21 protein-coding genes are annotated in these 22,736 nt (G+C 58.8%); 17 read left to right on the top strand and 4 right to left on the bottom strand.

What is annotated here, in order from left to right; all coding sequences use genetic code 11:
- The first annotated feature begins 129 nt into the window (after positions 1-129).
- The 8 genes from ACFFT4_RS03235 (at position 130) to ACFFT4_RS03200 (ending at position 6,940) form a co-directional block, all read left to right on the top strand.
- Positions 130-402, top strand: a complete 273-nt coding sequence (locus ACFFT4_RS03235; RefSeq protein ID WP_378045037.1) for a type II toxin-antitoxin system Phd/YefM family antitoxin — start codon at positions 130-132, stop codon at positions 400-402.
- Complete coding sequence (locus tag ACFFT4_RS03230; protein ID WP_378045035.1) at positions 386-712, top strand: type II toxin-antitoxin system RelE/ParE family toxin; 327 nt, start codon at positions 386-388, stop codon at positions 710-712. Before ACFFT4_RS03235 ends, ACFFT4_RS03230 begins: the two co-directional genes overlap by 17 nt.
- A 361-nt stretch (positions 713-1,073) precedes the next feature.
- Positions 1,074-1,688 (top strand): ECF transporter S component, encoded by a 615-nt coding sequence (locus tag ACFFT4_RS03225; protein ID WP_378045033.1) that lies wholly within the window; start codon positions 1,074-1,076, stop codon positions 1,686-1,688.
- Entirely contained in the window at positions 1,685-3,340 is a 1,656-nt protein-coding gene (locus tag ACFFT4_RS03220; RefSeq protein ID WP_378045032.1) for an ABC transporter ATP-binding protein, read from the top strand. Before ACFFT4_RS03225 ends, ACFFT4_RS03220 begins: the two co-directional genes overlap by 4 nt.
- Positions 3,294-4,085, top strand: a complete 792-nt coding sequence (locus ACFFT4_RS03215) for an energy-coupling factor transporter transmembrane component T family protein (protein WP_378045031.1) — start codon at positions 3,294-3,296, stop codon at positions 4,083-4,085. Before ACFFT4_RS03220 ends, ACFFT4_RS03215 begins: the two co-directional genes overlap by 47 nt.
- A gap of 18 nt (positions 4,086-4,103) precedes the next feature.
- Positions 4,104-4,595: a translation initiation factor IF-3 gene (gene infC, locus ACFFT4_RS03210; RefSeq protein ID WP_378045520.1), complete on the top strand. Its 492-nt coding sequence runs from the start codon at positions 4,104-4,106 to the stop codon at positions 4,593-4,595.
- A gap of 148 nt (positions 4,596-4,743) precedes the next feature.
- Positions 4,744-5,913, top strand: a complete 1,170-nt coding sequence (locus ACFFT4_RS03205; protein WP_378045029.1) for an acyl-CoA dehydrogenase family protein — start codon at positions 4,744-4,746, stop codon at positions 5,911-5,913.
- 40 nt (positions 5,914-5,953) lie between these two features.
- A complete protein-coding gene (locus tag ACFFT4_RS03200; protein WP_378045027.1) occupies positions 5,954-6,940 on the top strand; it encodes an oxidoreductase in 987 nt (328 codons plus the stop codon).
- Here the strand turns inward: ACFFT4_RS03200 and ACFFT4_RS03195 are convergent.
- Positions 6,935-8,968, bottom strand: a complete 2,034-nt coding sequence (locus ACFFT4_RS03195) for a molybdopterin-containing oxidoreductase family protein (protein WP_378045518.1) — start codon at positions 8,966-8,968, stop codon at positions 6,935-6,937. The two genes, ACFFT4_RS03200 and ACFFT4_RS03195, sit on opposite strands and share 6 nt — an antisense overlap.
- Positions 8,969-9,348: 380 nt before the next feature.
- On the opposite strand from ACFFT4_RS03195, the gene ACFFT4_RS03190 reads away from it, so the two are divergent.
- Complete coding sequence (locus ACFFT4_RS03190) at positions 9,349-9,549, top strand: cold-shock protein (RefSeq protein ID WP_094043234.1); 201 nt, start codon at positions 9,349-9,351, stop codon at positions 9,547-9,549.
- 477 nt (positions 9,550-10,026) lie between these two features.
- A complete protein-coding gene (locus tag ACFFT4_RS03185; RefSeq protein ID WP_378045025.1) occupies positions 10,027-11,286 on the top strand; it encodes an NAD(P)/FAD-dependent oxidoreductase in 1,260 nt (419 codons plus the stop codon).
- A 335-nt stretch (positions 11,287-11,621) separates the two neighbouring features.
- On the opposite strand, the gene ACFFT4_RS03180 is transcribed toward ACFFT4_RS03185, so the two are convergent.
- Complete coding sequence (locus ACFFT4_RS03180) at positions 11,622-12,854, bottom strand: S-layer homology domain-containing protein (RefSeq protein ID WP_378045024.1); 1,233 nt, start codon at positions 12,852-12,854, stop codon at positions 11,622-11,624.
- A gap of 404 nt (positions 12,855-13,258) precedes the next feature.
- Between ACFFT4_RS03180 and lplT the strand changes: the two genes are divergently transcribed.
- A complete protein-coding gene (gene lplT / locus ACFFT4_RS03175) occupies positions 13,259-14,470 on the top strand; it encodes a lysophospholipid transporter LplT (protein ID WP_378045023.1) in 1,212 nt (403 codons plus the stop codon).
- On the opposite strand, the gene ACFFT4_RS03170 is transcribed toward lplT, so the two are convergent.
- A complete protein-coding gene (locus tag ACFFT4_RS03170; RefSeq protein ID WP_378045021.1) occupies positions 14,451-14,747 on the bottom strand; it encodes a hypothetical protein in 297 nt (98 codons plus the stop codon). The genes lplT and ACFFT4_RS03170 overlap by 20 nt on opposite strands.
- A 145-nt stretch (positions 14,748-14,892) precedes the next feature.
- Here ACFFT4_RS03170 and ACFFT4_RS03165 point away from each other — a divergent pair, with 145 nt between their 5' ends.
- Both ACFFT4_RS03165 and ACFFT4_RS03160 read left to right on the top strand, forming a co-directional pair.
- Positions 14,893-16,743, top strand: coding sequence for an LTA synthase family protein (locus ACFFT4_RS03165; protein WP_378045019.1), 1,851 nt, complete (start codon positions 14,893-14,895; stop codon positions 16,741-16,743).
- A gap of 38 nt (positions 16,744-16,781) precedes the next feature.
- Positions 16,782-17,441, top strand: coding sequence for a phosphatase PAP2 family protein (locus tag ACFFT4_RS03160; RefSeq protein ID WP_378045017.1), 660 nt, complete (start codon positions 16,782-16,784; stop codon positions 17,439-17,441).
- A 66-nt stretch (positions 17,442-17,507) separates the two neighbouring features.
- On the opposite strand, the gene ACFFT4_RS03155 is transcribed toward ACFFT4_RS03160, so the two are convergent.
- Positions 17,508-18,128, bottom strand: a complete 621-nt coding sequence (locus ACFFT4_RS03155; RefSeq protein ID WP_378045016.1) for a TetR/AcrR family transcriptional regulator — start codon at positions 18,126-18,128, stop codon at positions 17,508-17,510.
- Between the two features lie 220 nt (positions 18,129-18,348).
- Between ACFFT4_RS03155 and ACFFT4_RS03150 the strand changes: the two genes are divergently transcribed.
- The 4 genes from ACFFT4_RS03150 to ACFFT4_RS03135 all read left to right on the top strand — a co-directional run bounded on the left by ACFFT4_RS03150 (position 18,349) and on the right by ACFFT4_RS03135 (position 22,461).
- Positions 18,349-19,851, top strand: coding sequence for an MDR family MFS transporter (locus ACFFT4_RS03150; protein WP_378045014.1), 1,503 nt, complete (start codon positions 18,349-18,351; stop codon positions 19,849-19,851).
- Between the two features lie 486 nt (positions 19,852-20,337).
- A complete protein-coding gene (locus ACFFT4_RS03145; RefSeq protein ID WP_378045013.1) occupies positions 20,338-20,919 on the top strand; it encodes a bifunctional transcriptional activator/DNA repair enzyme AdaA in 582 nt (193 codons plus the stop codon).
- Positions 20,906-21,448, top strand: coding sequence for a methylated-DNA--[protein]-cysteine S-methyltransferase (locus tag ACFFT4_RS03140; RefSeq protein WP_378045012.1), 543 nt, complete (start codon positions 20,906-20,908; stop codon positions 21,446-21,448). The genes ACFFT4_RS03145 and ACFFT4_RS03140 overlap by 14 nt, the downstream gene beginning before the upstream one ends.
- Before the next feature lie 68 nt (positions 21,449-21,516).
- Positions 21,517-22,461 (top strand): DoxX family membrane protein, encoded by a 945-nt coding sequence (locus tag ACFFT4_RS03135; RefSeq protein WP_378045011.1) that lies wholly within the window; start codon positions 21,517-21,519, stop codon positions 22,459-22,461.
- The last annotated feature ends 275 nt before the right edge of the window (positions 22,462-22,736 follow it).

Here is a 22,736-nt window from a genome sequence, read left to right as displayed (position 1 = left end):
CAGGGCGAGGCAGTGGCGGACGGTAATGATGATCGTCTTTTCACTTTTTCCAAGCTGAAAAATGGATTGAGGATTTATTTTAATGATATAATATCGTTAGAATAATGCTATGTATGTGAGGTGTGGCGAATGAATATTAAACCTTCTACGACAATTCGTCAGGATTACAATGGATTTTCAAAATACTGTCATGAACTGGATGAGCCTGTGATTCTGACTCGTAACGGCGAAGCGGATCTCGTCGTGATGAGTCATGAAACGTATCGACGCATGGAGGCCCGCATTAAATTGCAATCTAAGCTATTGGTGGCTGAGAAGCAGGTTGCGGAGGGAGAGGAACTAGTCGATCACGAGGAAGTGATGACCCGCATGCGGAGGAAGCTGAATGCGGTCAAAGAGTAGCATAAAATACACTCCTGCCGCAGTTGACGATTTGGATGAGATTTTCTCTTATATTTCAGAGAACAATTTATCGGCAGCAGAAGAGCTCCTGGAGCAAATCAACCGTCAAATCTTTTCGTTGGCCGAATTTCCCGATAGGGGGGCGGTATTGTCGGACGATGATTATCCTCTCATACAGCGGGGATATCGCTTTATAGTCGCACCTCCTTATTTGATTTTTTACAGGCTCGTAGAAGATACGGTGATTATCCATCGCATTCTGCATGGTCGAAGAGATTATTTGCGCGAGCTGTTCGGACCTCAGCCGTAATAAGGCGAAAGAGTCGGGGACGGCGGAAGCGGACCGGCGGATCGGCTCAATCGCGTATTGTCAAAATCGTCCGCATAAGATAAGTTATAGATAATTGAATCGCAAAGAAACGGGTGCTTGATGAAGTCAGGCTGAGATTGCGGCCGTATGCCGCTGACCGTCGATCTGATCTGGGTAATGCCAGCGTAGAGACAACTTTGGTCGCGTATCTTCGGATGCCGTGCGCTAGCCTGCCCTGCTTGTTAAGGGCGGGCTTTTTGAATTGCGCGCCGGCGGAGGCCCGGGAGACTTTGTTGCTTGATTGCCCTTCTGAGCGTTCAAGAAGCAATTTATACCATTCGGGAGAAGGAGTGTTGAGGGTATGGCGCAAGCCGGACAAGGACAAGGGACGAGGTCCCGGGGATTGAAATTGACCGATATTCTGGTCACGATCGTGATTGCGGTTGTATTCGGCATCGTCTACAAAATATGGGGGCCGATGTACGACGTCTTCAAGCCGCTCGGCCTGCATGCGGAGCAGCTGTCGTACGGCATGTGGTTTCTCGCCGGGACGTTTGCGTTCCTCATTATCCGCAAGCCTGGTGCGGCGGTGCTGGCCGAGGTCGCGGCGGCCAGCGTGAGCGCGCTGCTCGGCAGCGAATGGGGAATTTCGACGCTGTGGTACGGACTGCTGCAGGGGCTTGGAGCCGAGATCGTATTCGCCGTCTTCCTGTATCGCAATTTCTCGGTATGGGTCGCATCGCTGGCGGCGATCGGCGCGGCGGCCGGGTCGCTGGTGCTGGATTTCGGCTACGGCTACATCGATCGGCTCACGGCGTGGAATTATACGCTGTTCATCGGGCTGCGCCTGATCGGCAGCATCGTCATCGCGGGCATCCTCGCTTATTCGCTGTCCAAGGCGCTGGAGCTGACGGGAGTGACCAAGGGGCTGCGTCCCGCTTCGAAGCAGGACTACGACGCGCTTCACCGGACATGACGAAGAACACGGCTGCTGCGGGCGCCGTGAGCGGCTCCGCGCCGGCGCATGCCGCGGACGCTTCGTCGCCGGTCTTGCCCGGCGTTTCCGCGTCGACTCCGCCGACGGCCCCCTCGCCGGAGTCGACTGTTTCCGGCGCATCCGCACCGGAAGCCGACTCCCCGGAGCCAACGCCGACGGCGGAGCGGCCCGGTGTTATCGCGGCCGGAGTCGCCAATCTGAAGCTGAAGTTCGCGGGAGAGGACGCCCTGTTGTTCCGGGGCGTTTCTCTTTCGTTTCGCAAGGGGGAGCATACGCTGCTGCTCGGGCCGAGCGGCTGCGGCAAGTCGACGCTGCTGCAGGTGCTGAGCGGGCTCATCCCCGGCTCGATCGAGGTGCCGATGCTCGCGGACGAGACGGTCGTGCCCGAGCGTTGGGGCTTCGTCTTTCAAGATCCGGAAACGCAGTTCTGCATGCCCTATGCGGACGAGGAAATCGCCTTCGTGCTGGAAAACCTGCTGGTGCCGCGCGAGGAGATGCCGGACCGCATCTCCCGGCATTTGCGGCAGGTCGGACTCGACCTGCCCGACCCGCATGCGCCGATTCAGACTCTCTCGCAAGGAATGAAGCAGCGGCTGGCGATCGCGACCGCGCTGGCGACCGAGCCGGAGGTGCTGTTCCTGGACGAACCGACGGCGCTGCTCGATGAAGAAGGCACGGAGCAGGTGTGGCGGACGATTCGTTCGGTCGCAAGCGGCAGGACGCTGATCGCCGTCGAGCACAAAATCGAAGGCGTCGCCGATCTGTTCGACCGGATCGTCGTTCTGGGACCTGACGGAGAGATCGTGGCGGACGGCTCGGCGGAAGAAATCTTCACGCACTATCAATCGGAGCTGGACCGCTTCGGAATCTGGTATCCGGGCATTTGGGAGGAGCGCGATCGCGCGCCGGGCAGGCGGAGGGGGAAGATCAATTCCGAGCCCTCGGACCGGCCGATTGTCGAGCTCCGAAACTATCGCGGGCTGAGAGGAACGAAGCCGGTCATCGAGGTCGAGCGGGCGGAGATCAAGCCGGGAGACTGGATCGCCGTTATGGGCGATAACGGAGCGGGCAAGAGCTCGCTGCTGCTCGCGATCATGCGCCTGATCAAGACGGAAGGGCTGTGCAGAGTGTCGGGACGGGAGCTGCGGAAGACGGAGCAACTGGCTGAACATGCGGCTTTTGTTTTCCAGAATCCGGAGTTTCAATTTGTAACCTATACGGTTCGGGACGAGGTCGAATATTCGCTGCTGGTCGACGGGGTGGGAGCGGAAGAGCGGCGCGAGAGAAGCGAGAGACTGATGGAGGAGCTGCAGCTGGCCCAATTCGCGAGCCGCCATCCCTATCAATTATCGATGGGACAGAAGAGGCGGCTCAGCGTCGCTTCCGCCATCGTCCGCGGCCAGCGGCTGCTGCTGCTCGACGAGCCGACGTTCGGGCTGGACGCGCGCAATACGTTCGCCATGCTGGAGCTGCTGGAGCGCCTTCGCTCGGAAGGGATGGCGATTGTGATGGTGACGCACGATTCGCGAATCGCGGACCGCTGCTGCACGGCCATCTGGCGCATCCGGGAAGGGAGGCTGGCCGATGCAATTGACCTTTCCGCACAAGCGGACATGGCTGCATCGCGTTAATCCCGTCGTGAAGCTCGTCTTGTTTTCCCTCTGGTTCTTCGCGGTCATTCTCATTCACGACTTCAGCGTCATGGCGAACGTGGCGGCCGGCTCCATGCTTCTGCTGCTCTGGTCGGGCCATCCGTGGCGCAGGCTGCTGCTGTACGCTTCTCCGTTCCTGCTCGTGTTCGTCTCCTCGACGACGGGCATGATGTTTTTCGGAACGGGGGAGACGCCGTGGTACTCGTGGGGCATCGTGAACATTACCGAGGAAAGCTTTTACCGCGGGCTGCATCTCGGTTTCAGGGCGCTGAGCATGGCCGCGGTCGGCCTGCTGTTCGGCTTGACGACGCGTCCGGTCGACCTGTTCTACGCGCTGATGCAGAAGGCGAAGCTGCCGCCGAAATACGCCTACAGCTTTCTCGCCGCGATGCGCATGCTCCCGATTCTCGCCGAGGAGTTCCAGACGCTGCGCCACGCGCTGAAGATCCGGGGAATGAAGAAGCAGGGCCGGCTGAAGACGCTGCATCGGACGTGGCACCGCTATGCGATACCGCTGCTCGCGCAGAGCATCCGCCGGGCGCACCGGATCGCGGTCGCGATGGAGGCGAAGCGGTTTGCCGGACAGGCCCGAAGAACCTATTATTATATTATCGGGTTCAGCTACCGGGACATCGTCTTCGGAGCCGCGGCGGCCGCCTTGTTCGGACTGTCGTTTGCGCTGGGAACCCAGTGGCCGTACGTCGGCATTGCCGACGTGCGATGAGAGAAGAGGATGAAAGCCATGCTGATCATGAACGAGAAAATAAAAGCTTCCGAGGTGAGGTTGACGGGAGTGGACGGAGAGGAACTGGGCATTGTCTCCAGAGACGAAGCTCTGGCTCTGGCGCGCGAGCTGAAGGCGGATTTGGTGTGCACCTCGCTGCTGAGCAGCCCGCCTCCGTGCCGGTTGACGCCGCGGGGGACGGCCAAGCAGACGGCTGCCAAGGAGAAGCAGCAGGAGCGCAAAGCCGCGCAGCCTGCGAAGGTAAAGGAAATTCGTCTGACGCCCCATATCGAGGATCATGATTACGAGACGAAGCGGCGCCAGGCGGAGAAGCTGCTCGCCTCCGGCGACGCGGTGCAGTTCGTCGTGAAAATTCAAGGCAAGGAAGGCCAACGGGCGAAGGAATTGCTGGAGCAATTGCTGAAGGAGCTGGCGGAAGTCGGGCGCAAGGAGACCGGCATCCAGCTCAGCGGCAAACAAGCGGCCGTCCGGGTCAATCCCGTCCAATAGGGGGTGTCCGGCGGCCGCTTGGCATGCAGGGCGGAAGAGGGCATGCCGCAGGCTCCCGGGCGGGACGTCTCGCGGAAAATTTGGTTTATAGAGATTACTTAAAAAATCCGCTTTAAAAATAGGCGAGGGAAGAAAAGAGGAATTCACGGTGGCGAGATCCGAAACAACGGGAACGGAAAAGGAAATGGCAGCGGGAAGTTCAACCGGAACAGAAACGCAAGCCCGGCAGCCGACTGCGGCGGCAACGGGGAGAATCCCGGAGCCGCTCGCGCTTGCGGCCCAACGATACGCGGGCTTGCCTGAAGGAACGACGCTGCCTTCAGACGCGCTTGAAGGCATTTACGCGGCCAAGCTGTTTAAGCTGTTCGTGCCGGAGGAGCTGAACGGCTTGATGCTGTCGCTGCCCGAGGCGCTGCGCGTCTTCGCGGAGGCTTCGGAGCTCGACGGAAGCTTTGGCTGGCTCGTGACTATCGGGTCGGGCGGCGGATTTTTCTCCGCGGCGCTGCCGCCCGACCAGGCGCGGGAGCTGTTCGGTCCGGCGAACGCGGTCGTGGCCGGCAGCGGGCATCCGAACGGAGTCGCCCTCCCGGTCGAAGGAGGCTATCGGGTCGACGGCCAGTGGAAATATTGCAGCGGCTCGACGTTCGCCAGCCTGTACACGGCCAACTGCCGCATCGACCGGGGCGCGGATTCGGAGCCGGAAATCCGCTCGTTCGCTTTTCTGCCCGATCAAGTCCGCATGATTCGCGATTGGAACTCGTTCGGCTTAAAAGGCACGGATAGCCACTCGATGGCGGTGAACGACGCGTTCGTGCCCGAGGAGCGCACCTTCAGCATTATCAGCCCGCCCAACTATGACGATCCGATTTTCCGATATCCGTTTCTGCCGTTCGCGCAGACGTCGTTTGCGGCCGTATGCCTCGGTATTTGCCGGCATTTTCTCGCGGAGGCCCGCTCGTTCGTCGCTTCGAAACGCGCCGAATGGGATGCGGCCAAGTCGGGAAGAGCCGAAGGAGCGGAGCGCGCGATTGCCGGGCAGGAAACGAAGCTGGAGGCGGACGCGGCCGGGTTTTACGGGACGGTGGAGCGGACGTGGGACGCCTTCCTCGCGAACGGCGAAATGCCGGAATCGGAGCAGGCCGAAGTCGGACGGGTTTGCCAGCAATTGTCCAGAAACGTATTAGCGTATGCGCATGCGATTTTTCCGCTGCTCGGCATGGCCGTGCTGATGGAGCATCACCCGATCAACCGGATTTGGCGCGATCTTCATACGGTGGCGCAGCATTCGGTTCTTGTGCCCAAGCCCGAGCTGGCTTAAGCTGAGGGGAGAAGACTAAAAGCCTGGGGAGGGAACGGACATGGAGGCCTTCAATGCTCTGGTCGCGGATCGAACGGTTAACGGGGTTAAATGCGAGATAAGACGGCTGTCGGCGGATCAGCTTCCGCCGGGAGAGCTGCTCGTGCGCGTCGCCTATTCCAGCTTGAACTACAAGGACGCGCTCGCCGCCGCTCCGGACGGCAACGTCGTGAAAACCTATCCGTTCGTCCCCGGCATCGATCTGGCCGGCACCGTCGTCTCCAGCGAGGACGGCCGTTTCCGGGAAGGGGAGGAAATTTTGGCGACGGGCTACGGGCTCGGCGTCACCCATTTCGGCGGGTACGGCGAATACGCGCGTATTCCGGCCGACTGGGCGGTCCCGCTTCCGGACGGCCTGACGCTCAAGGAAGCGATGATCTGCGGAACGGCGGGCTTCACGGCGGCGCTGTCGGTTCAGGCTTTGCGGGACAACGGGGTCGTTCCGGAGGGCGGGCCGGTGCTGGTGACCGGAGCGACCGGCGGCGTAGGCAGCGTCGCGGTGGCGATTCTCTCCAAGCTGGGCTATGAAGTGACGGCCAGCACGGGCAAGCCGGAGGCGAAGGACGAGCTGCTCGGACTCGGAGCGGCAAGCGTCATCGACCGGGGCGAGCTGACGCCGGCCGTTCCCCGCTCCCTGGACAAGCAGCGCTGGGCGGGCGTCGTCGATTGCGTGGGCGGCAAGCCGCTCGCCGCGGTGCTGGGCGGCGTGAAATACGGCGGAACCGTCGCGGCCAGCGGACTGACGGGGGGCACCGAGCTGCCGGCGACGGTATTCCCGTTTATTCTGCGCGGGGTGCGGCTGATCGGCATCGATTCCGTATTCGTTCCGATGCCGGCCAGACGAAGGACGTGGGAGCTGCTGGCGTCCGAATACCGGCCCGTCAAGCTGCACGAGCTGTCGTCGGAAATCGCGCTCGCCGACGTTCCCGCGGCGATGGCCGTCATGCTCGCCGGCAAGTCCAAGGGCCGAAACGTCGTGAAGCTATAGCTTCTCGACGTCGACCCGCGTGGAGAAGAACGTCGCTCCGCCGCCCATATCGGCCAGACGCTGCGAGGTCAGAGCGTTGACGGCCTGTACGCCGTCGTTGCCGTGCTCCCACCACAATCCTTGCGTGACGAGCACGCCCGGCAGCACGTTGCCCGCAACCTTCGCCTTCAGACGAACCTCGCCGCGCCCGTTCCACATTCGCACGCGATCTCCGTGCGCGATGCCTCGGGCGGCGGCGTCTTCGGCGTGCATATCGACGACGGGCTCCTTCTCCAGCTTCTTCAATCGCTCCTGGTTGGCGAAGGTGGAGTTGAGGAAGCTGTGGTTCGGCCCGGTGACAAGCAGGAACGGGAATTCCTCCGGCTCCAGCAGCGGAGCGAACTCCGGCGCCGGCGGCAGTCCCGCGCGCTGCATCCGTTCGGAGCTGAGCTCGATTTTGCCGGAAGGCGTCGGCAGCTTGCCCGGAGCGAGAGACGATCGATCCAGCTTCATCCTCACCGAGCCTTCCCGCCGCAGCTCCTCATACGTCAGACCGTCCAGGAACGGACTGTCGTACGCCAAAGCCTGGCGAATCATTTCTTCCTCCGTAATATCGAAGATCTCCGGCTCGAATCCCATCCGCAGCCCAAGCTCCCTAAACAAAGTGAAATTGGATTTGCACTCGCCCATGGGCTCCATAATCGGTTCGTGAAGCTGCAGGTACAGGTGCCAATAGGACGAGTACAGATCCAGGTTCTCAAAATGGCTCGTCGCGGGCAGTACGATGTCGGCATATTTGCACGTATCGGTCAGGAACAGGTCGTGCGTTACCGTAAACAGATCGTCTCTCATCAGTCCTTGGCGCACCCGGTTTTGATCGGGCGCAACGACGGCGGGATTGCTGTTGTAGACGAACAGCACGTCGACGGACGGCTCCGCCTCCAGCAGCGCCTCGCCCAGCCGGTTCATATTGATCGACCGGACGCTGCGGTCGGGCAGCAGGTCCGGGCGCTCCAGCGCGGCGGAATTAACCGCGGAATAGTGGCTGTTGCCCTTGATCGCCCCGCCTCCGGGAACTCCCCATTGACCGATCAGGGCGGGCAGGCAGGAGATCGTGCGAATCGCCATGCCGCCGTTGTCGTGGTGCTGAAGGCCGTTGCCGATGCGGATGAACGACGGCGTCGTCCCCGCGTATTCGCGGGCGAGCCGGACGATCGTCTCCGCCGGGACGCCGGTAATTTCCGCGACCCGCTCCGGCGGGTATTTCTCGGCTTGGGCGGCAAGCTCCTCGAACCCTTTCGTATGCTCCGCGATAAACCGCTCGTCCGTCAGCTTTTCCCGGATGAGCACGTGCATCATGCCGAGCGCCAGCGCCGTATCGGTTCCCGGCAGAATGCCCACGAACTCGTCGGCCCAGGCCGAGGTGCAGTTGCGGTGCACGTCGATGTGGACGATTTTCGCTCCGCGCTTGCGGGCTTCGGTCAAATACATCACCTGGTGCATGTTGGTCGATACGAGATTGCAGCCCCAGATTAGAGCGTATTTCGTATGGATCGTCGTCTCGGGATCGGTGCCCGCGGACGCGCCCATCGTATAACGGTAGCCTGCGGCTCCGGCCGCGTTGCAGATCGTCCGTTCCAGCTGGCTCGCGCCAAGCCGATGGAAGAAGCGCCGATCCATCCCTTCGGCGTTCAGAATGCCCATGTTGCCATAGAAGCTGTAGGGCAGAATCGCTTCCGCTCCCTTGGCGGCAATGGCGTTCTCCAGTCTGGAGACGATCTCGGAGTAGGCTTCGTCCCAGGTGATGCGCTCGAATTCGTGCGTTCCCTTGGGACCCGTCCGGCGCAGCGGGTAAAGCACGCGGTCTTGATGGTACACACGCTCGTGCAGATGGCGGACTTTGTTGCAGATCGCGCCTTGCGTAACCGGGTGATCGGGATTTCCGTTTATAGATACGATCTTATCGTTCTCCATGGTGACGTGCAGGCTGCACGTGTCGGGACAATCGAAAGGGCAAACCGAGCGAACGACTTTGCTCTCTGCTGACATGTTCATCTCAACTCCGTTTCCTATTGTCAGTATAACGGATCGGGGCGATCCGCGGATACGGCATGAACATTTCGATGAGGAGGGGGGGCCTGTTCTTGTCGGATAGGAAGGCTTTAACCCGCGTTCCTCCCGCGCAATTTCGCCGAAAAATCGCTCGCCTGCTTATAGGAGGAAACAAAGTTGGATATAATGAATTTCAGACAGAAGAATAAGTTTGCTTTTTTAGCGGGAACCTGCTATAGTAAAGACTATCGAAATCGTGACCTGAATTCACAAAATGGAAAGGGTTATCATTTTGAAGTTAACCCTGCCGTTGTGTGAATTTTTTATTCGTATGAATAAAAAAGTTCATGAGGCATCCGTATTTGGAGGTGAAATACATGCAAGAGGGTACAGTTAAATGGTTTAACGCGGACAAAGGCTTCGGCTTCATCGAAGTTGAAGGCGGCAACGACGTATTCGTGCACTTCAGCGCGATCACGGGCGAAGGCTTCAAGACTTTGGACGAAGGTCAACGCGTCCAATTCAACGTGGTTCAAGGCAACCGCGGACCGCAAGCGGAAAACGTAGTTAAACTGTAAGTTTAACACGCCGCTGAAAGACCTCCAACGGAAACGTTGGGGGTCTTTTTTTAGGGATTCGGAAAGTATAAAATTTGCTATTCTTATCCTGAATCGTCTCCGACAAAGAGGCTGTCCCATAAGCCGAGTGGCTTAAGATAATCGATAAATAAAGAGGGGTATGTGCCTCCTGGAGAATGCCTCATACGCTCCTGAAATCACCCATTAACGGGTTTACCTATTCAGATTTCAGGAGCGTATAGCATCGGAAGGAGGTACATACCCCTTGCACCGTTAGTATCGATTATTTTTCCAAGCAACTTGATTCGCTTATGGGACAGCCCCTTTGCTTGTTTGCGAGATTTCCGGCAAAGCTGCCTGCACGGCGCTCATGACCGTCTTGGTGACCGGGGTGACTGGTCATATGACTTCGTCCGCGACTACGATGGATGGAAGACAATTCCGTCCGCAAGGACGGGAAGGACAGGAGAGAAGACGATGAGCTTCGACGCGATTGTGGTAGGGGCCCGGGTGGCGGGCGCTTCCTTGGCTTATTACTTGGCCAAGGCGGGATGCAAGGTGCTGCTTCTGGATCGGGCGACCTTTCCAAGCGATACGCTGTCCACGCACAATATGTTCGGCAACTCGCTGGGCATGCTGCGGGAGATGGGCGTACTGGAGGCCGTTCTGCGGACGAACACCCGGATTTATCGCAGAGGGCACGTTCATTTCGACGGCGCGGTAATCGACGGACTGTTTCCGGAGACGAACGGGATTCAGGGCAACCTGTGCGTTCGGCGCAAATATTTGGACCATATTTTATTCGAGCACGCGGCGAATCAACCGGGAGTGACGGCTATCGAAGGGTTTAAGGTGACCTCGCTTATCCGGGAGAACGGCGCGGTCGCGGGAGTGGAAGGCCGGCGCCGGGACGGAGAAGGACGGACGGAGAGCTTTCGCGCCCGGCTCGTCGTCGGAGCGGACGGCCGCTTGTCCAAGATCAGGGAATGGGTCGGAAGCGAGCGCAAAATCTCGCTCCCTACCGATTACGCCTCCTATACCGGTTACGTGTCCGGATTCCGGCAGGAAGGGGAGGCGCACGTTGAGTTTTATAAAAACGGGGACAAAATCGCGATTCTTTTCCCGACCAGCGACGACCAGTTCGTCGTCGGAGGGATGTTCCCGCTCGTCGACTTTCCGCGCATCGCCCGGTTCAAAGCCGATCCGGAAGCGGGCTTTCGGGAATTGATCGAGGACGGCTTCGCGCATACGACGCTGGCGGAGCGGTTCGGGGACACCCGGTTCGTCGAGCCGATTCGAGGTCTTCACGGCTATGACAACGACTGGTACGTCGGCATGGGCGAAGGATGGGCGCTGCTGGGCGACGCGCTGACCTTCAAGGACCCCTGCGTCGGCCAAGGAATGCACGACGCGCTGTTCGGAGCGCGGCTGCTGGCGGACATTTTGTCCCGGCACGCCCCGGAGGAATGGCGTTCCAACGCGGCGTCGATGGGCGAAGCGTATCAATCGGCGATGGAGGAGAAGCTGATGTCCCGCTTCTGGCTCGGCTGCCAGTTTACGAAGAACGTGCCCGTTCCGGAAGAGATGACGGCGGCTTACCGGCTCATCGGCGCGGATCGCCAGGCGACCGAGACGTTCCTGGGCATGTACAACTACTCCAGCGAGCCGGAGGACATCCAGGCGGAGATCGGACGTCTGCTGGCGGCCGCGCAGGAAGGGGCTCGGTCTCCGGCCTGAGCCCCTTCGGGAATTGTCCTGATAGACAAAGGCGGGGCTGTCCCCCAAGTCAAGTCGTACAAGAGGATCGGGGAAAAAAGAAGCATCTATCTCCCCGCAAAGTAATCGGAATAAGCTTCGAAATTAACGTCATTGTGTGGGATACCTTGCAGCGGAAGGAGATAGATGCGACTTACATCATCGATCATCGTTCGGTACGACTCTCTGTACTTGGGGAGCCAGCCCCGTCTTTTTTGACGATACAGAGTTTATCAGGTTCACCTTTATCATGGTCTGTATTGTCTCCGACAAAAACGCGTTCGTCGTCCTAAGGACGGCGAACGCGTTTTTGCTTGTTACACGCTTTTTTTAGTGATGGAGAAAATGACGGTTTTGCCCGTCAGGTCGACCAGGACGTCCACTTTGTCGTCCCCGATCTCAAGCTGCTGGGAAGCGACCTTGGCGCCGGACTCGACCTTGCCGCAAATGTCGTCGAAGCGGTCGCGGAATGTCGCCGAGTTGTAGCCGAACAAATAGTTCGCGAACGACTCGATCGCCTCCCGATTGCGCGCCAGCGTGCCCTCGCGCAGCCGGATCGTAATGCCGTACGTATTGTATTGGGGATCGAGCCACAGCGCGGTTTCCTCCGGCGTCTTGTCCGAATTGGCGGCGGACAGGACGGCGTCTTTTTCCTTCTGGTCCTTGAACAGTCTCAGTTTCGTATCCAGCAGATCGTGATTGGAGCCCCGCAGCGCTCCCGCCTGCTTGAGAACGTCGTAGGCGTCGCGCATTCTGCCGTCCGGGAAAACGACGGTCCGTTGACCTCCTCCGACCGTCGGAACGGCGAGCTGGAGGTCGTTGTTCTCCCCGTTCGTTACGGTGATGCGATTGCTCTTCTCCGTCAACCGGTTCAGCAGAACGAGAGACTGCGCGCGGGTGACCTTGTCGCCGACGCCGAAATACCCGTTCGGATAACCCTGCATGATGCCTTTGACCAACGCCTCGGCGATGAACTTCTGCTCCCGCTCCGTGGCGCTCATCAAATCTCCGTAAGCCTGCGCGAGCTGCCGGCTGAACTGCGAATCCTCCAAAAACTCCGTTTCCTGAAGCGTGTAATAGATCACCTCTGCAACATTTTCCCGTGTCATATCGTCCTGGAAGTCATTGTAGCGGCTGCGATTCAGAAAGTGCAGATCGCTGGCGACGTCGATATAAGGCTTGGCCCAATATCCGGTTGTCGCCGGCTTGAAGTCGAAGTAGCGGTAATCCTGCTTCAGAATCGTCTGGTTCTCCGCGCTTAAGCTCTGCAGGAACGGGGCGTTCCAGCTTCGCTCTCCGTTCTGGTGCAGGTCGGTATAGGACAATACGAGCATCTTGATGAATTGATCGACCTTCACGGGAGCGTCGGGACGGAACGTCCCGTCCGGATAGCCGTCGAGAATGCCTTTGGACACCATGTCCGCGATCGTCTCCTCGGCCCAGTGCCCCCGGATGTCGGTGAAGGGACTAGTGCCGGCTCCTTGCGCATAGGCCGAACTTCCCGTGCCGATGAGTGCGGCTAAAATAATGAAAAACGTAAAACGACGCATGAAGATCCTCCCGTTTCTAATTTGTCCTGGCAGACGCCTTAATAAGCTAACCACATTCGGGAGCGGGTTGGGAACGGCCGGGGAGACTAAGTGGAACAAGGCGGTTGCGGTCTTAAGATGCGTTTTGCGTAGGTCTTGAGGAGCGAAATTCCGGCCGGAGCGGCCGCTGCGTGCGGAAGCTCCGTTCCGCATGGGCGGGGAGAATCAGATGGGGGTCGTTCGATCCGTGTCCCCGGACCGAGCCTGCCGCCTTCGGCGGGACGGGGGAAATCGGCCGCCGGCAAGAGAGGGCCGTCGTTCGGAGCGCTTGAACGGGAGTCTTCGGGCAAGGCCTGTGGCTTCATTGTTGTCATTCAAGGGGGAAGGAGTATAATAAGGGGGCTGATACGAAAGGATGGAAAATTTTGTTCGCTCTTCTCAAAAAAATAAAACCGCTCAATACGGTCGTATGGACGCAATTTTTAAGCGCATTCGCGGACAATCTGAACTTTTTCCTGATCGTGGGTCTGGTCAAGCGGGAGGGGGCCGCCGATCCCGACGGCACGGTCACTTACATACAAATGGCGTTTCTCGTCGCTTACGTCGTGCTGGCGCCTATTGTCGGAGCGTTCGCGGACAAGAAAGCGAAATCGCGCGTGCTGCTGCTCGGCAACGTCATGAAGGCGACCGGCATTACGCTGCTGCTCGTCGGAGTGCCTCCCGCGCTGTGCTATTTCTTCGTCGGCGTCGGCGCCGTCGTCTACTCGCCGGGAAAATACGGAATATTGTCGGAGCTCACGAAGTCGGAGGGGGAGCTGCTCAGAGCCAACGCCCAGGTGGAAGGCTCGACGATTCTCGCCATCCTGCTCGGAACGGTGGCGGGCGGCTTCCTGGCCGCCCGGTCCGATCTGCCGGCCATTCTCGTCTGCTTGTTCATTTATTTGCTGTCGCTCGCGATGACGTTCCTCGTGCCGGTTAAGCCGGGCAATCCCGACATTCGCTACAGGGAAGCCTCCGGACAGTTTTTCCGGGATACGCTCAAGCTGTTCCGCAACCGCAGAAGCCGCTTCTCGCTGATCGGCACGGGAGCGTTCTGGCTGACGGCGTCGGTGCTGCGAATCGCGCTGATCGCCTGGCTTCCGCTGAATCTGGGCATCGTGGATACCGACCAGCAATCGCTGATCATCGGGGTTACGGCGCTCGGAGTCGTGGCAAGCGCTTGGCTGACGCCGAGGCTGGTGCCCGAAGGGCGGCTGTACCGCGGATTTTTCTACGGCATCGCGATGGTCGGAGCGGTCATGGCCGCGAATTTTACGCACGAGCTGTGGCTGACGGTCACGCTTCTGTTCTTCACGGGTGTCATGGGCGGCATCTTCCTGATCCCGCTCAACACGATGCTCCAGGAGGAGGGCAAGGCTCTGGTCGGACCCGGCCGGACGATCGCCGTCCAGAACTTCGTGGAGAACGCGCTGACGGTCGTCGGCCTGTTCCTGTATTTGACGCTCAGGCGGATGGAGGTGCCCGTCAACCATTCGGTTGTCGGCATCGGCGCGGTATTGACGCTGTTCTTCCTCTATCTGGCCTTTCAGTTCGGCCGCATCCGGGAGAGCTACGCGCTTATTCGCGCAAGGCGATGACGTGGACGAGCTGGGAGTCGGCCGTAATCTTGATGATCGCGTGGCCGGAATCGTATTCCGCCGTGCCCAGCCCGACTTCCGCGGACGGCTCGGAGCCGAGCAGATAGAACAGGTCGTCGGCGAGCGTCCGAACGCACACTTCCCGCTCGTCCTTGGTCAGCTCGCTCCAGTCGGTCTCCTCCATCTCGAACGCTTCGTAAAATTGCGGCACCGTCGTCAGAGCCCGGGACAAGTCGTCCAGAATATGATCATAGGATCTCGTATAGGCAATCGCCATGGGGTCGTTCCCCTTTCAAAGTTTATGGTTGCATTATACGCGAATCGAATTTCTTTAGCCAACCTTTAGGTGATCTTCCTGCATGTAAGGCTTTAACGCCCAGTTAACATTTTGTATAATAAGTAAGGTTCGGAGGTGAACGGGAATGCAAGCTTCAAGATGGAGAGTATGGCTTTCCAAGCCGTTCGTTTTTTTCTCTCTCATAATGGTGCTTAAAATCCTTCTGGCTCGGCTAGTCGTATTCGACGGAGCCTCGATGTGGCTGCAGCTGGCGACGGGGATTCCGTCCGTCTGGGTGCTGTTCTGCCTGATCGAATGGCTTGTGCCGAGACGGAAGATGGCCGCGTACTTGACGGTGGACGTCGTTGTCACGTCGATCTATTTCGCCGTCATTATGTATTACAAATACTTCGGCGTCATTGTGACGTATCATGCGCTGCAGCAGGTCAACCAGGTCACGGAAGTGAAAGGAAGCGTATTTTCCCTGCTGCATCCGTACTTCCTGTTCATTTATACCGATATTGTCGTGCTGCTGCTCCTGTATGCCAGCCGCAGGTTTCGAAGCTGGACCAAAACCTTGGCGAGAAGGGAATCCGGCGCGTTGGTCTCCGTCGTATTCGCCGTCTCCCTGATCGGCAGCGTCGCCACGGTCTGGACCCACAGCGACAGCATTAACGAGCTGAAGCAGGCCGAGAACATGGGAATTCTGAATTACGAGGCCTATGCGGTCATCGCCAGCTCCACGCAAGAGATCGAGGACCCGAGCAAGGTGACCGAGGAGACGATCGCCGAGTTGAAAGGCGTCCGGGAGCCCGAGGTTCCCCTCTATTGGGGAGCGGCCGAAGGAAAGAACGTCATCGTGCTTCAGCTCGAGGCGTTCCAGAATTTCCTGATCGACCGCACCATCGACGGGAAGGAAATTACGCCGGTCATGAACAAGCTGGCCAAGGACAATTTCTACTTTCCGCATTTCTATCAGCAGGTCGGCCAGGGAAATACGTCGGATGCGGAATTCGTCGTCAACACGTCCTTCTACATTCCCCAGTACGGCGCGGCCGCGCAGGAGTACGGCGGCCTCGAGCTGCCGAGCATGCCGCGGAAGCTGGCGGAGCATGGCTACAATACGGCGACGTTCCATACGAACGACGTCCAGTTCTGGAACCGCAAGGAGCTGTACAAGGGGCTCGGCTTCGGCCGCTATTACGACGCCGAATTTTTCGGAGACGAGGACCTGGTGTTCTTCGGCTCTTCGGATGAAGTGTTGTACAAGAAGACGGCCGACGAATTGCTGAAGATGAGCCAGACGGGCAAGCCCTTCTACGCTCAAGTGATCTCTATGTCTTCCCATCATCCGTTCAACATTCCGGATCGCAAAATCCGCTTTGAGCTTCCGGAGCGCTATCGGGATACGCTCGTCGGCGATTACATCCAGGCTCAGAACTATACGGATTACGCGCTTGGCCAGTTCATCGACAGGCTGAAGGAGAACGGCCTGTGGGACGACACGGTGCTGGTCGTTTACGGAGACCATCTGGGACTGCCCATCTACTCGCTTACCGATCACGAGAAGAATCTGATGGAAGAAATCTACGGCTACGAGTACGGATTTTCCGAGATGATGAACATTCCGCTGATCGTTGCCGCTTCCGGAGTGACGGAGCCGCAGGTGCTTCCCCAGGTGGGGGGGCAGGCGGACTTGTTCCCGACGATCGCGAACCTGCTGGGGGTCTCGCTTAAAGGACATATTCACTTCGGCCAGGATCTGCTCAACCAGACAGACAATTTGCTGCCGCAAAGATATTATTTGCCTTCGGGCTCGTTCGTAAACGGCAAAGGCATTTTCGTTCCCGGCCTGAACTACGAGGACGGGGTCGGCTATCCTTTCGACGGCGGCCGGTCGGAGGAGTTCGACGCCTCCAAAGAGGAGTACGACCGGGCGTTGGAGCTTCTGCGGCTTTCGAACAGCTATGTGAGTCACTTGCCCAAGCATGAATAGAAGGTTGGCGCTATAGATATAGAATGGGGGGTAAGGGCGTGAACCTTATTAAGGCCGATTGGAAAAAATACTCGCCGCTGCTGCTCATGCTGATGTTCCCGGTTCTCGGATGGATGTACGCGCTGACGAACGACATCGAGAACCAGGAAGTATACAGCTTGGCGACCGCGGTGGACGGGACGATCCCGTTCGTGAAATGGTTCGCGCTGCCGTATTCGATCTGGATTTTCTACATTTACGTCTGTTTGTTCTATTTCTTCAAGAAGGACATCAACGTCTATTACCGAAACCTGATGACTTACGCGATCAGCGCGCTGCTCTGCTATTTGATTTATTCGGTTTTTCAGACGACGGTCGCACGTCCTTTCGTCGTCGGAGACGATCCGGTCTCGATGCTGATGCGCTACATTTACAATCGGGATCAGCCCTTTAACTGCTTCCCGAGCATCCACTGCTTTTCCAGTTACATGGTCATGAGGGCGATCTGGACGAGTTCGTTCCGCAACAAGCGGAACGTCGCGCTCATCACGGGGATGTCCAGTCTGATTATTCTGTCCACCTTGTTCGTGAAGCAGCACGTCATTATGGACGTGCTGGGCGCGGTGTTCCTCGTCGAAGCCGTGACGGCGGCCCTTATCGTGGCCGAACGGAAGGCCCGGCTGTGGCGCGAGCGCCAGAAGAGCACTTTCGGAGCGTAAACAAAGGCCGAGCCCCGGCAGAGAACGAAATCTGCCAGGGCTCGGCCTTTGACATAAGCGGGGGAGTTAATGACGGCCGGGGGCCGGCGCCTCCACCGCGCGCAGGCACAGCCGGAGGTAATGCTCCTTGAGCTGTTCGCGGCTGTACCCCCGCTCCTTCTTGATCTGGAAATATCCGATCGGGGACAGCGAGCAGATCATCGCGTGGGCCGCGAGGTCCGGATCGAAAGGCGGCTCCGTTTCGCCGGAGGCGATCTCGGTCAGCAGCTCCGAGATTTTACTCCGGGAATAGCGGTACATCGGGGAATGAAAGAAGTTGCCCCGGTCGTCGACGCAGTTCGTCTTCGCTTCGGTCTCGAGCAGCAGCTCCGCCTTGTCCTCGATCGTGTCGATCCAATAGCCCAGGATGACGGAAAGCCGTTCCCGCGCCGGCTCTCCCTCGCTGCGTTCCAAGTAATCTCCGATCTCGTCGATCAGCTTATTGCCGTATTCGTGCAGCATATCCAGACACAGATCGCCTTTATGGGCGTACTTCCGATACAGCGTCGCTTGTCCGATTCCGGCCGACTTGGCGATCTGGTGCATGCTGACCGGCTGTACGCCGTATTCGCTGAACAGCTCGTGGGCGGTCTGAAGGATAAGCTGACGATTCTCGACCGCGTCTCTGCGTTCCCGTCTATCGGCCACGATTCGTCACCTCGCTAATCTGAATAAAATCGCTCTCCCGTATGTTGACAACCGGACAATTGTCCGGTAACATCGAAATTAAACGGACAATTGTCCGGTTTAGTTACGGGTTTTCCTTGCAGCGTCCATATGCTTCTATTGTATCGCCGAGCTCCGCGGCGGTCAATGGACGAGAGAGATTGCGCAGCGAAAACCTCTCCATTCGGATAGGAGGTTGTATATGTCTTCCCCTCAAGCGCCGGAAACGGCGGACAACGCGATCTCGGTGCGCAGCATTCTGGGCCCGCTGGTCGCGATCATTATCGGAATTTTCATGGTTATTCTGGACGGTACGGCCGTTAACGTCGCTCTGCCCAAGCTGCAGCAGGAATTTAATTTGCCCAACCTGACGCTCGTTCAATGGACCGTCATCGGCTACGCGCTCGCGCAAGCGGCTGTCATTCCGCTGGCCGGATGGCTGTCCGACCGCTTCGGCGCGAAGCGGGTGTTCCTGATCTCCATCGGACTGTTCACGATCGGCTCGCTGCTGTGCGCGCTGGCGACAAGCGTCGAGATGCTGATCGCGTTTCGGATTCTGCAGGGAATCGGCGGCGGCGTAGTCGTGCCGATCTCGATGGCGTTCGTGTACCGGCTCGCTCCGCCGAGCAAGGTCGGAGCGGTCATGGGAATGATGGGTGTCCCGATTCTGCTGGCGCCCGCGCTCGGCCCGGTACTGGCGGGTTGGTTCGTCGAATATTACAGCTGGGAATGGATCTTCCTGATCAATCTGCCGATCGGCGTGATCGGAATTCTGCTCGGCATTCGCACGCTGCCGAATATCGGCCGCCAAGCGGTGGCTTCGCTCGACCGGCTCGGCATGATTCTGGGGCCGCTTGCCTTCGCGGCGCTCGTCTACGGCGTATCCGAAGGCGGCATCGACCCGATGACCGGGAAGTCCACGTGGACCGAGCTTCCGACCGTAATCGGCATCGGCATCGGCGTCATCGCGCTTATTCTGTTCATCGTGACGGAGCTGCGCAAGACGAATCCGCTGCTCGAGCTTCGCGTCTTCCGCTCCGGCAACTTCACGAAGGGCATTATCGTGCAGTGGGTGTCGCAGATCGCACTGTTCGGAACGCTGTTCCTCGTGCCGTTGTTCCTGCAGCAGGCCAAAGGCTACTCTCCGATGGAAGCCGGCTTGATGATGCTGCCGCAGGCGCTCGCCTCCGGTCTGTTCATGCCGATCGGCGGCAAGCTGTCCGACCGCTTCGGCGCTCGCCCGCTCGTGATCGTCGGCATGGCGATTACGACGGTCGCGGCTTTCCTGCTGTCCAACATTTCGGCGGACGACGGCAAGCTGGCGATTATGCTTCCGCTCGGCTTGCTCGGCGCGGGAATGGGTTTGTTCATGATGCCGCTGAATACGCATCTGATCCAATCCGCTCCGCTGAATCTCGTAGGCCGCGTCACTTCGCTGACGAACGCCGCGCAGCAGGTGATGATGTCGTTCGCGGTCGCCGTGCTGACGACGATCTCGACCACGCGGATGCAGGATCTGATGGTCGCGCAGCAGAAGCCGGCTCCGGATCTGCCGATCTTCGCGGAAGCGTTCGGCCATACGTTCTTTATTCTCGTCTTCATCGCCGTGGCGGGCGCGGCTTTGGGCTTGCTGCTCCGCAAGCCGAAGCGGCAGGAAGGCGAAGCCGCCGCGAACGCGGAGGCGCCGATCATCATCGGACACTGACCGAAATTGGACGGGGCCGTTCCCCAAGCGCACAGCTTGGCGGAACGGCCCCTTTGTTATTGAAGCGCAACCGCGCGATCTTCCTGATTCACTATCACGAAAACAACGATAGCCCTACCTCTCTATCGCTCTTACGGCTCCATGGCCGCGCCAGTGAGAATTCGTGTTTCCTTCCAGCAGCCGTTCATTTAGATGAAATAAGGAATGTGTGGGGAAACGGAGGAATAGATCCCATAACGCAGAAAAATCAGAGGGTCACAACTTCTATAAGATATTATCTTACTAAATATAGATCAGCTTGTCAAGGCGGAGTTCGGGAATGAGTTCGGAATCGGGTTCGGGACCGCGGGGGCCGGAGTGTCGGGCATTCGGTTGGGGAATCCTGTTGTTGCGGCAGGGCCGCTGTCGAAATGTTGCTCTCCTATTGCTCTTCCGTACTCATGAATTTCATTTTGCCTTATACTAAGGAGGATGCGAGGTGAAGAGATGGATCCGGAGCTGTTTAAGCTTGTTTACGAAGGCGTCGTCAATCGGGCAACGACTTACGACGGCATTTATTATACGGCGGTCAAGACGACAAAAATCGTTTGCCGGCCGACTTGCCGGGCGAAAACTCCGCTCGCGAGCAACGTGGTTTTCTATCGCTCGCTCGAGGAGGCGATTCGCGCGGGTTACCGGCCGTGCAAGCGATGCCGGCCGCACGAGAACGGACCGCTCCGGCCGGATGCGGCGCTGGCCAAGTGCGTGGACGCCCTGATCGAGGCGCGTTACGGCGAGAAGCTGACGCTGACGAGGCTGGCGGCCTCGCTTGCGATGAGCCCTTATCATCTTCAGCGGGTGTACAAGAAGGTGAGGGGATTTTCCCCGCAGGAGAGCATCGAGCAAACCCGGCTGAAGCATACGCGGGAGCGATTGCTCGCCACCGACGATCCCGTCGCGGAGATCGGCGAATCTGTCGGCTTTGGCAGTCCGTCTTACTTTACGTACTGGTTTTGCAAGAAAACGGGCATCTCTCCCTCGGAATTTCGCGCCATAAATAAAGGAGGCACATCCAATGAACGACGATAACCGCTATCGGCAGACGATTATCGGATTCGCTCAGCCCTGGACGCTCGTAGCGACCGAGCAAGGGATCAGCGAGCTGATCTATCCCCCGCAGGTGGCCGAGCAGGCGGGGTTTACCGAAGATTACTCCCGGCTTCCGGAGAATCCCGAGCTTTTCGCCAAATTCGGGATCATCGACCGGTTGGAGCGTTATTTCGCCGGAGAGCCGGTCGAATTCGACGACGTTCCGCTCGACGTGCGGGGAACGCCGTTTCAGCGAAGCGTATGGGCGGCGCTGCAGCGGATCCCGTACGGGAAGACGTGGACGTACGGGCAAATGGCCGAGGCGATGGACAAGCCTTCGGCGGTGCGGGCGGTCGGGACCGCGATCGGACGCAATCCGCTGCCCGTCGTGCTGCCGTGTCACCGGGTTGTCGGGTCCAACGGCGCGCTGACGGGATTCCGGGGCGGCCTGGAGATGAAGAAGGCGATTTTGGCTTTGGAGGGCGTTGCGGCGATGAACCCGACCGGGCATGAACGGTTTCGTTTCTAAAGAATAGACTCGTTCCCCGCTTATTTGGTATGATTTTCATAGGAAAGCGGACATGGGGAGAGCGACGAATGATAAATTACGCGCACGTAAAATGGTTTACCGATGTGACCCCGGTCAAGGAGACGCTGGATAATGTGCTGTCTCCCGTATTCGCGGGCACGGCGCTGGCCGTGGCGCTGCTGCTGGCGGCGCTCACGCAGCTGCTGCCCTCGATCATGAAAATCGGCGCGCTCGACAAGCTGGACAACGGGCTCGAGAAGCTGAGGCCGTGGTCGTTCCATATTTTGCAATACGGAACGGCAATCTCCTTGTTGTGGGCGCTGCTGGAGGGCGGCTTGTTCGCTCCCGAGTTCGCGCCTCCGGCGGGGGCGCTGGAGCTGACGGTCTGGGCGACGATCGCGCTCCTGCTCATTCCGCACCATTGGTCGGTCAAGCTGGCTTCGATCGTTCTGTTCGGGCTTTATGTCTATTATATCGGCGAGTACGGCCTGTTCCACATGCTGGACTACGGCTTCTATCTGGCGATCGCCGCCGCGCTCGGGTTCTATCGCACGCCGATGCAGAAATGGTCGTTCCCGCTGCTGTATCTGGGAACGGGCTTGTCCTTGTGCTGGGTGGCGGTGGAGAAATGGATCTACCCGGCGATGAGCCTGGACATTATCGAGCATCACGGCGTGCCGACCTTTGGCTTCGATCCGGCGGTGTTCGTCGTGCTCGCCGCGTTCGTCGAGTTCGTTGTCGGCTATTTGCTCGTCGTCGGCATTTTGAACCGGCTGCTGTCCATCGTGCTTACGCTGATCTTCATTATGACGACGATGCTGTTCGGCTACGTCGAGATCGTCGGTCATTTTATGATCCATATCGTACTGGCGCTGTTCATCATCGAAGGCGTGAGCTTCTACAAGCCTCCGGTCGAGATGCATAAGACGAAGCTGGAGCGAATCGTGTTCGTGGCGCTGAATTTCCTGCTCGTGCTGGCGACTTACGTGCTGTTGTATTACAGATTCGCTTGATCCCCCGGACGACCGGGAAAACCGCGCTGCGGCAGGCTGGGCCAATCGGAGAAATCCGATTGGTCTTTTTTTTGTACGGCTGACCAAGCATCTGCCCGAATGGGCTTGCGTAACGGCCTGGCAGACCGCTAAAAGCGGGCATCTGCCCGAATGGGCCTGCGTAACGGCCTGGCAGAAGCCGTCGATTAACTGTGGCTAAACACAACGCCTTCTCTCCCACTCGGTAATTTTGCGAGTTCATGTGGGACAGGAGGCGTTTTTTGACGTGCTTGCTG

The sequence above is a fragment of the Cohnella cellulosilytica genome (assembly GCF_042431195.1).
Lineage (GTDB): Bacteria > Bacillota > Bacilli > Paenibacillales > Paenibacillaceae > Cohnella > Cohnella cellulosilytica.
This window is presented reverse-complemented; position numbering and strand designations above follow the sequence as displayed.

Coding starts and splice junctions, on each gene's coding strand:
- ACFFT4_RS03235 (WP_378045037.1), top strand. CDS start 130: ATGAATATTAAACCTTCTACGACAATTCGTCAGGATTACAATGGATTT.
- ACFFT4_RS03230 (WP_378045035.1), top strand. CDS start 386: ATGCGGTCAAAGAGTAGCATAAAATACACTCCTGCCGCAGTTGACGAT.
- ACFFT4_RS03225 (WP_378045033.1), top strand. CDS start 1,074: ATGGCGCAAGCCGGACAAGGACAAGGGACGAGGTCCCGGGGATTGAAA.
- ACFFT4_RS03220 (WP_378045032.1), top strand. CDS start 1,685: ATGACGAAGAACACGGCTGCTGCGGGCGCCGTGAGCGGCTCCGCGCCG.
- ACFFT4_RS03215 (WP_378045031.1), top strand. CDS start 3,294: ATGCAATTGACCTTTCCGCACAAGCGGACATGGCTGCATCGCGTTAAT.
- infC (WP_378045520.1), top strand. CDS start 4,104: ATGCTGATCATGAACGAGAAAATAAAAGCTTCCGAGGTGAGGTTGACG.
- ACFFT4_RS03200 (WP_378045027.1), top strand. CDS start 5,954: ATGGAGGCCTTCAATGCTCTGGTCGCGGATCGAACGGTTAACGGGGTT.
- ACFFT4_RS03195 (WP_378045518.1), bottom strand. CDS start 8,968: ATGTCAGCAGAGAGCAAAGTCGTTCGCTCGGTTTGCCCTTTCGATTGT.
- ACFFT4_RS03190 (WP_094043234.1), top strand. CDS start 9,349: ATGCAAGAGGGTACAGTTAAATGGTTTAACGCGGACAAAGGCTTCGGC.
- ACFFT4_RS03185 (WP_378045025.1), top strand. CDS start 10,027: ATGAGCTTCGACGCGATTGTGGTAGGGGCCCGGGTGGCGGGCGCTTCC.
- ACFFT4_RS03180 (WP_378045024.1), bottom strand. CDS start 12,854: ATGCGTCGTTTTACGTTTTTCATTATTTTAGCCGCACTCATCGGCACG.
- ACFFT4_RS03170 (WP_378045021.1), bottom strand. CDS start 14,747: ATGGCGATTGCCTATACGAGATCCTATGATCATATTCTGGACGACTTG.
- ACFFT4_RS03165 (WP_378045019.1), top strand. CDS start 14,893: ATGCAAGCTTCAAGATGGAGAGTATGGCTTTCCAAGCCGTTCGTTTTT.
- ACFFT4_RS03150 (WP_378045014.1), top strand. CDS start 18,349: ATGTCTTCCCCTCAAGCGCCGGAAACGGCGGACAACGCGATCTCGGTG.
- ACFFT4_RS03145 (WP_378045013.1), top strand. CDS start 20,338: ATGGATCCGGAGCTGTTTAAGCTTGTTTACGAAGGCGTCGTCAATCGG.
- ACFFT4_RS03140 (WP_378045012.1), top strand. CDS start 20,906: ATGAACGACGATAACCGCTATCGGCAGACGATTATCGGATTCGCTCAG.
- ACFFT4_RS03135 (WP_378045011.1), top strand. CDS start 21,517: ATGATAAATTACGCGCACGTAAAATGGTTTACCGATGTGACCCCGGTC.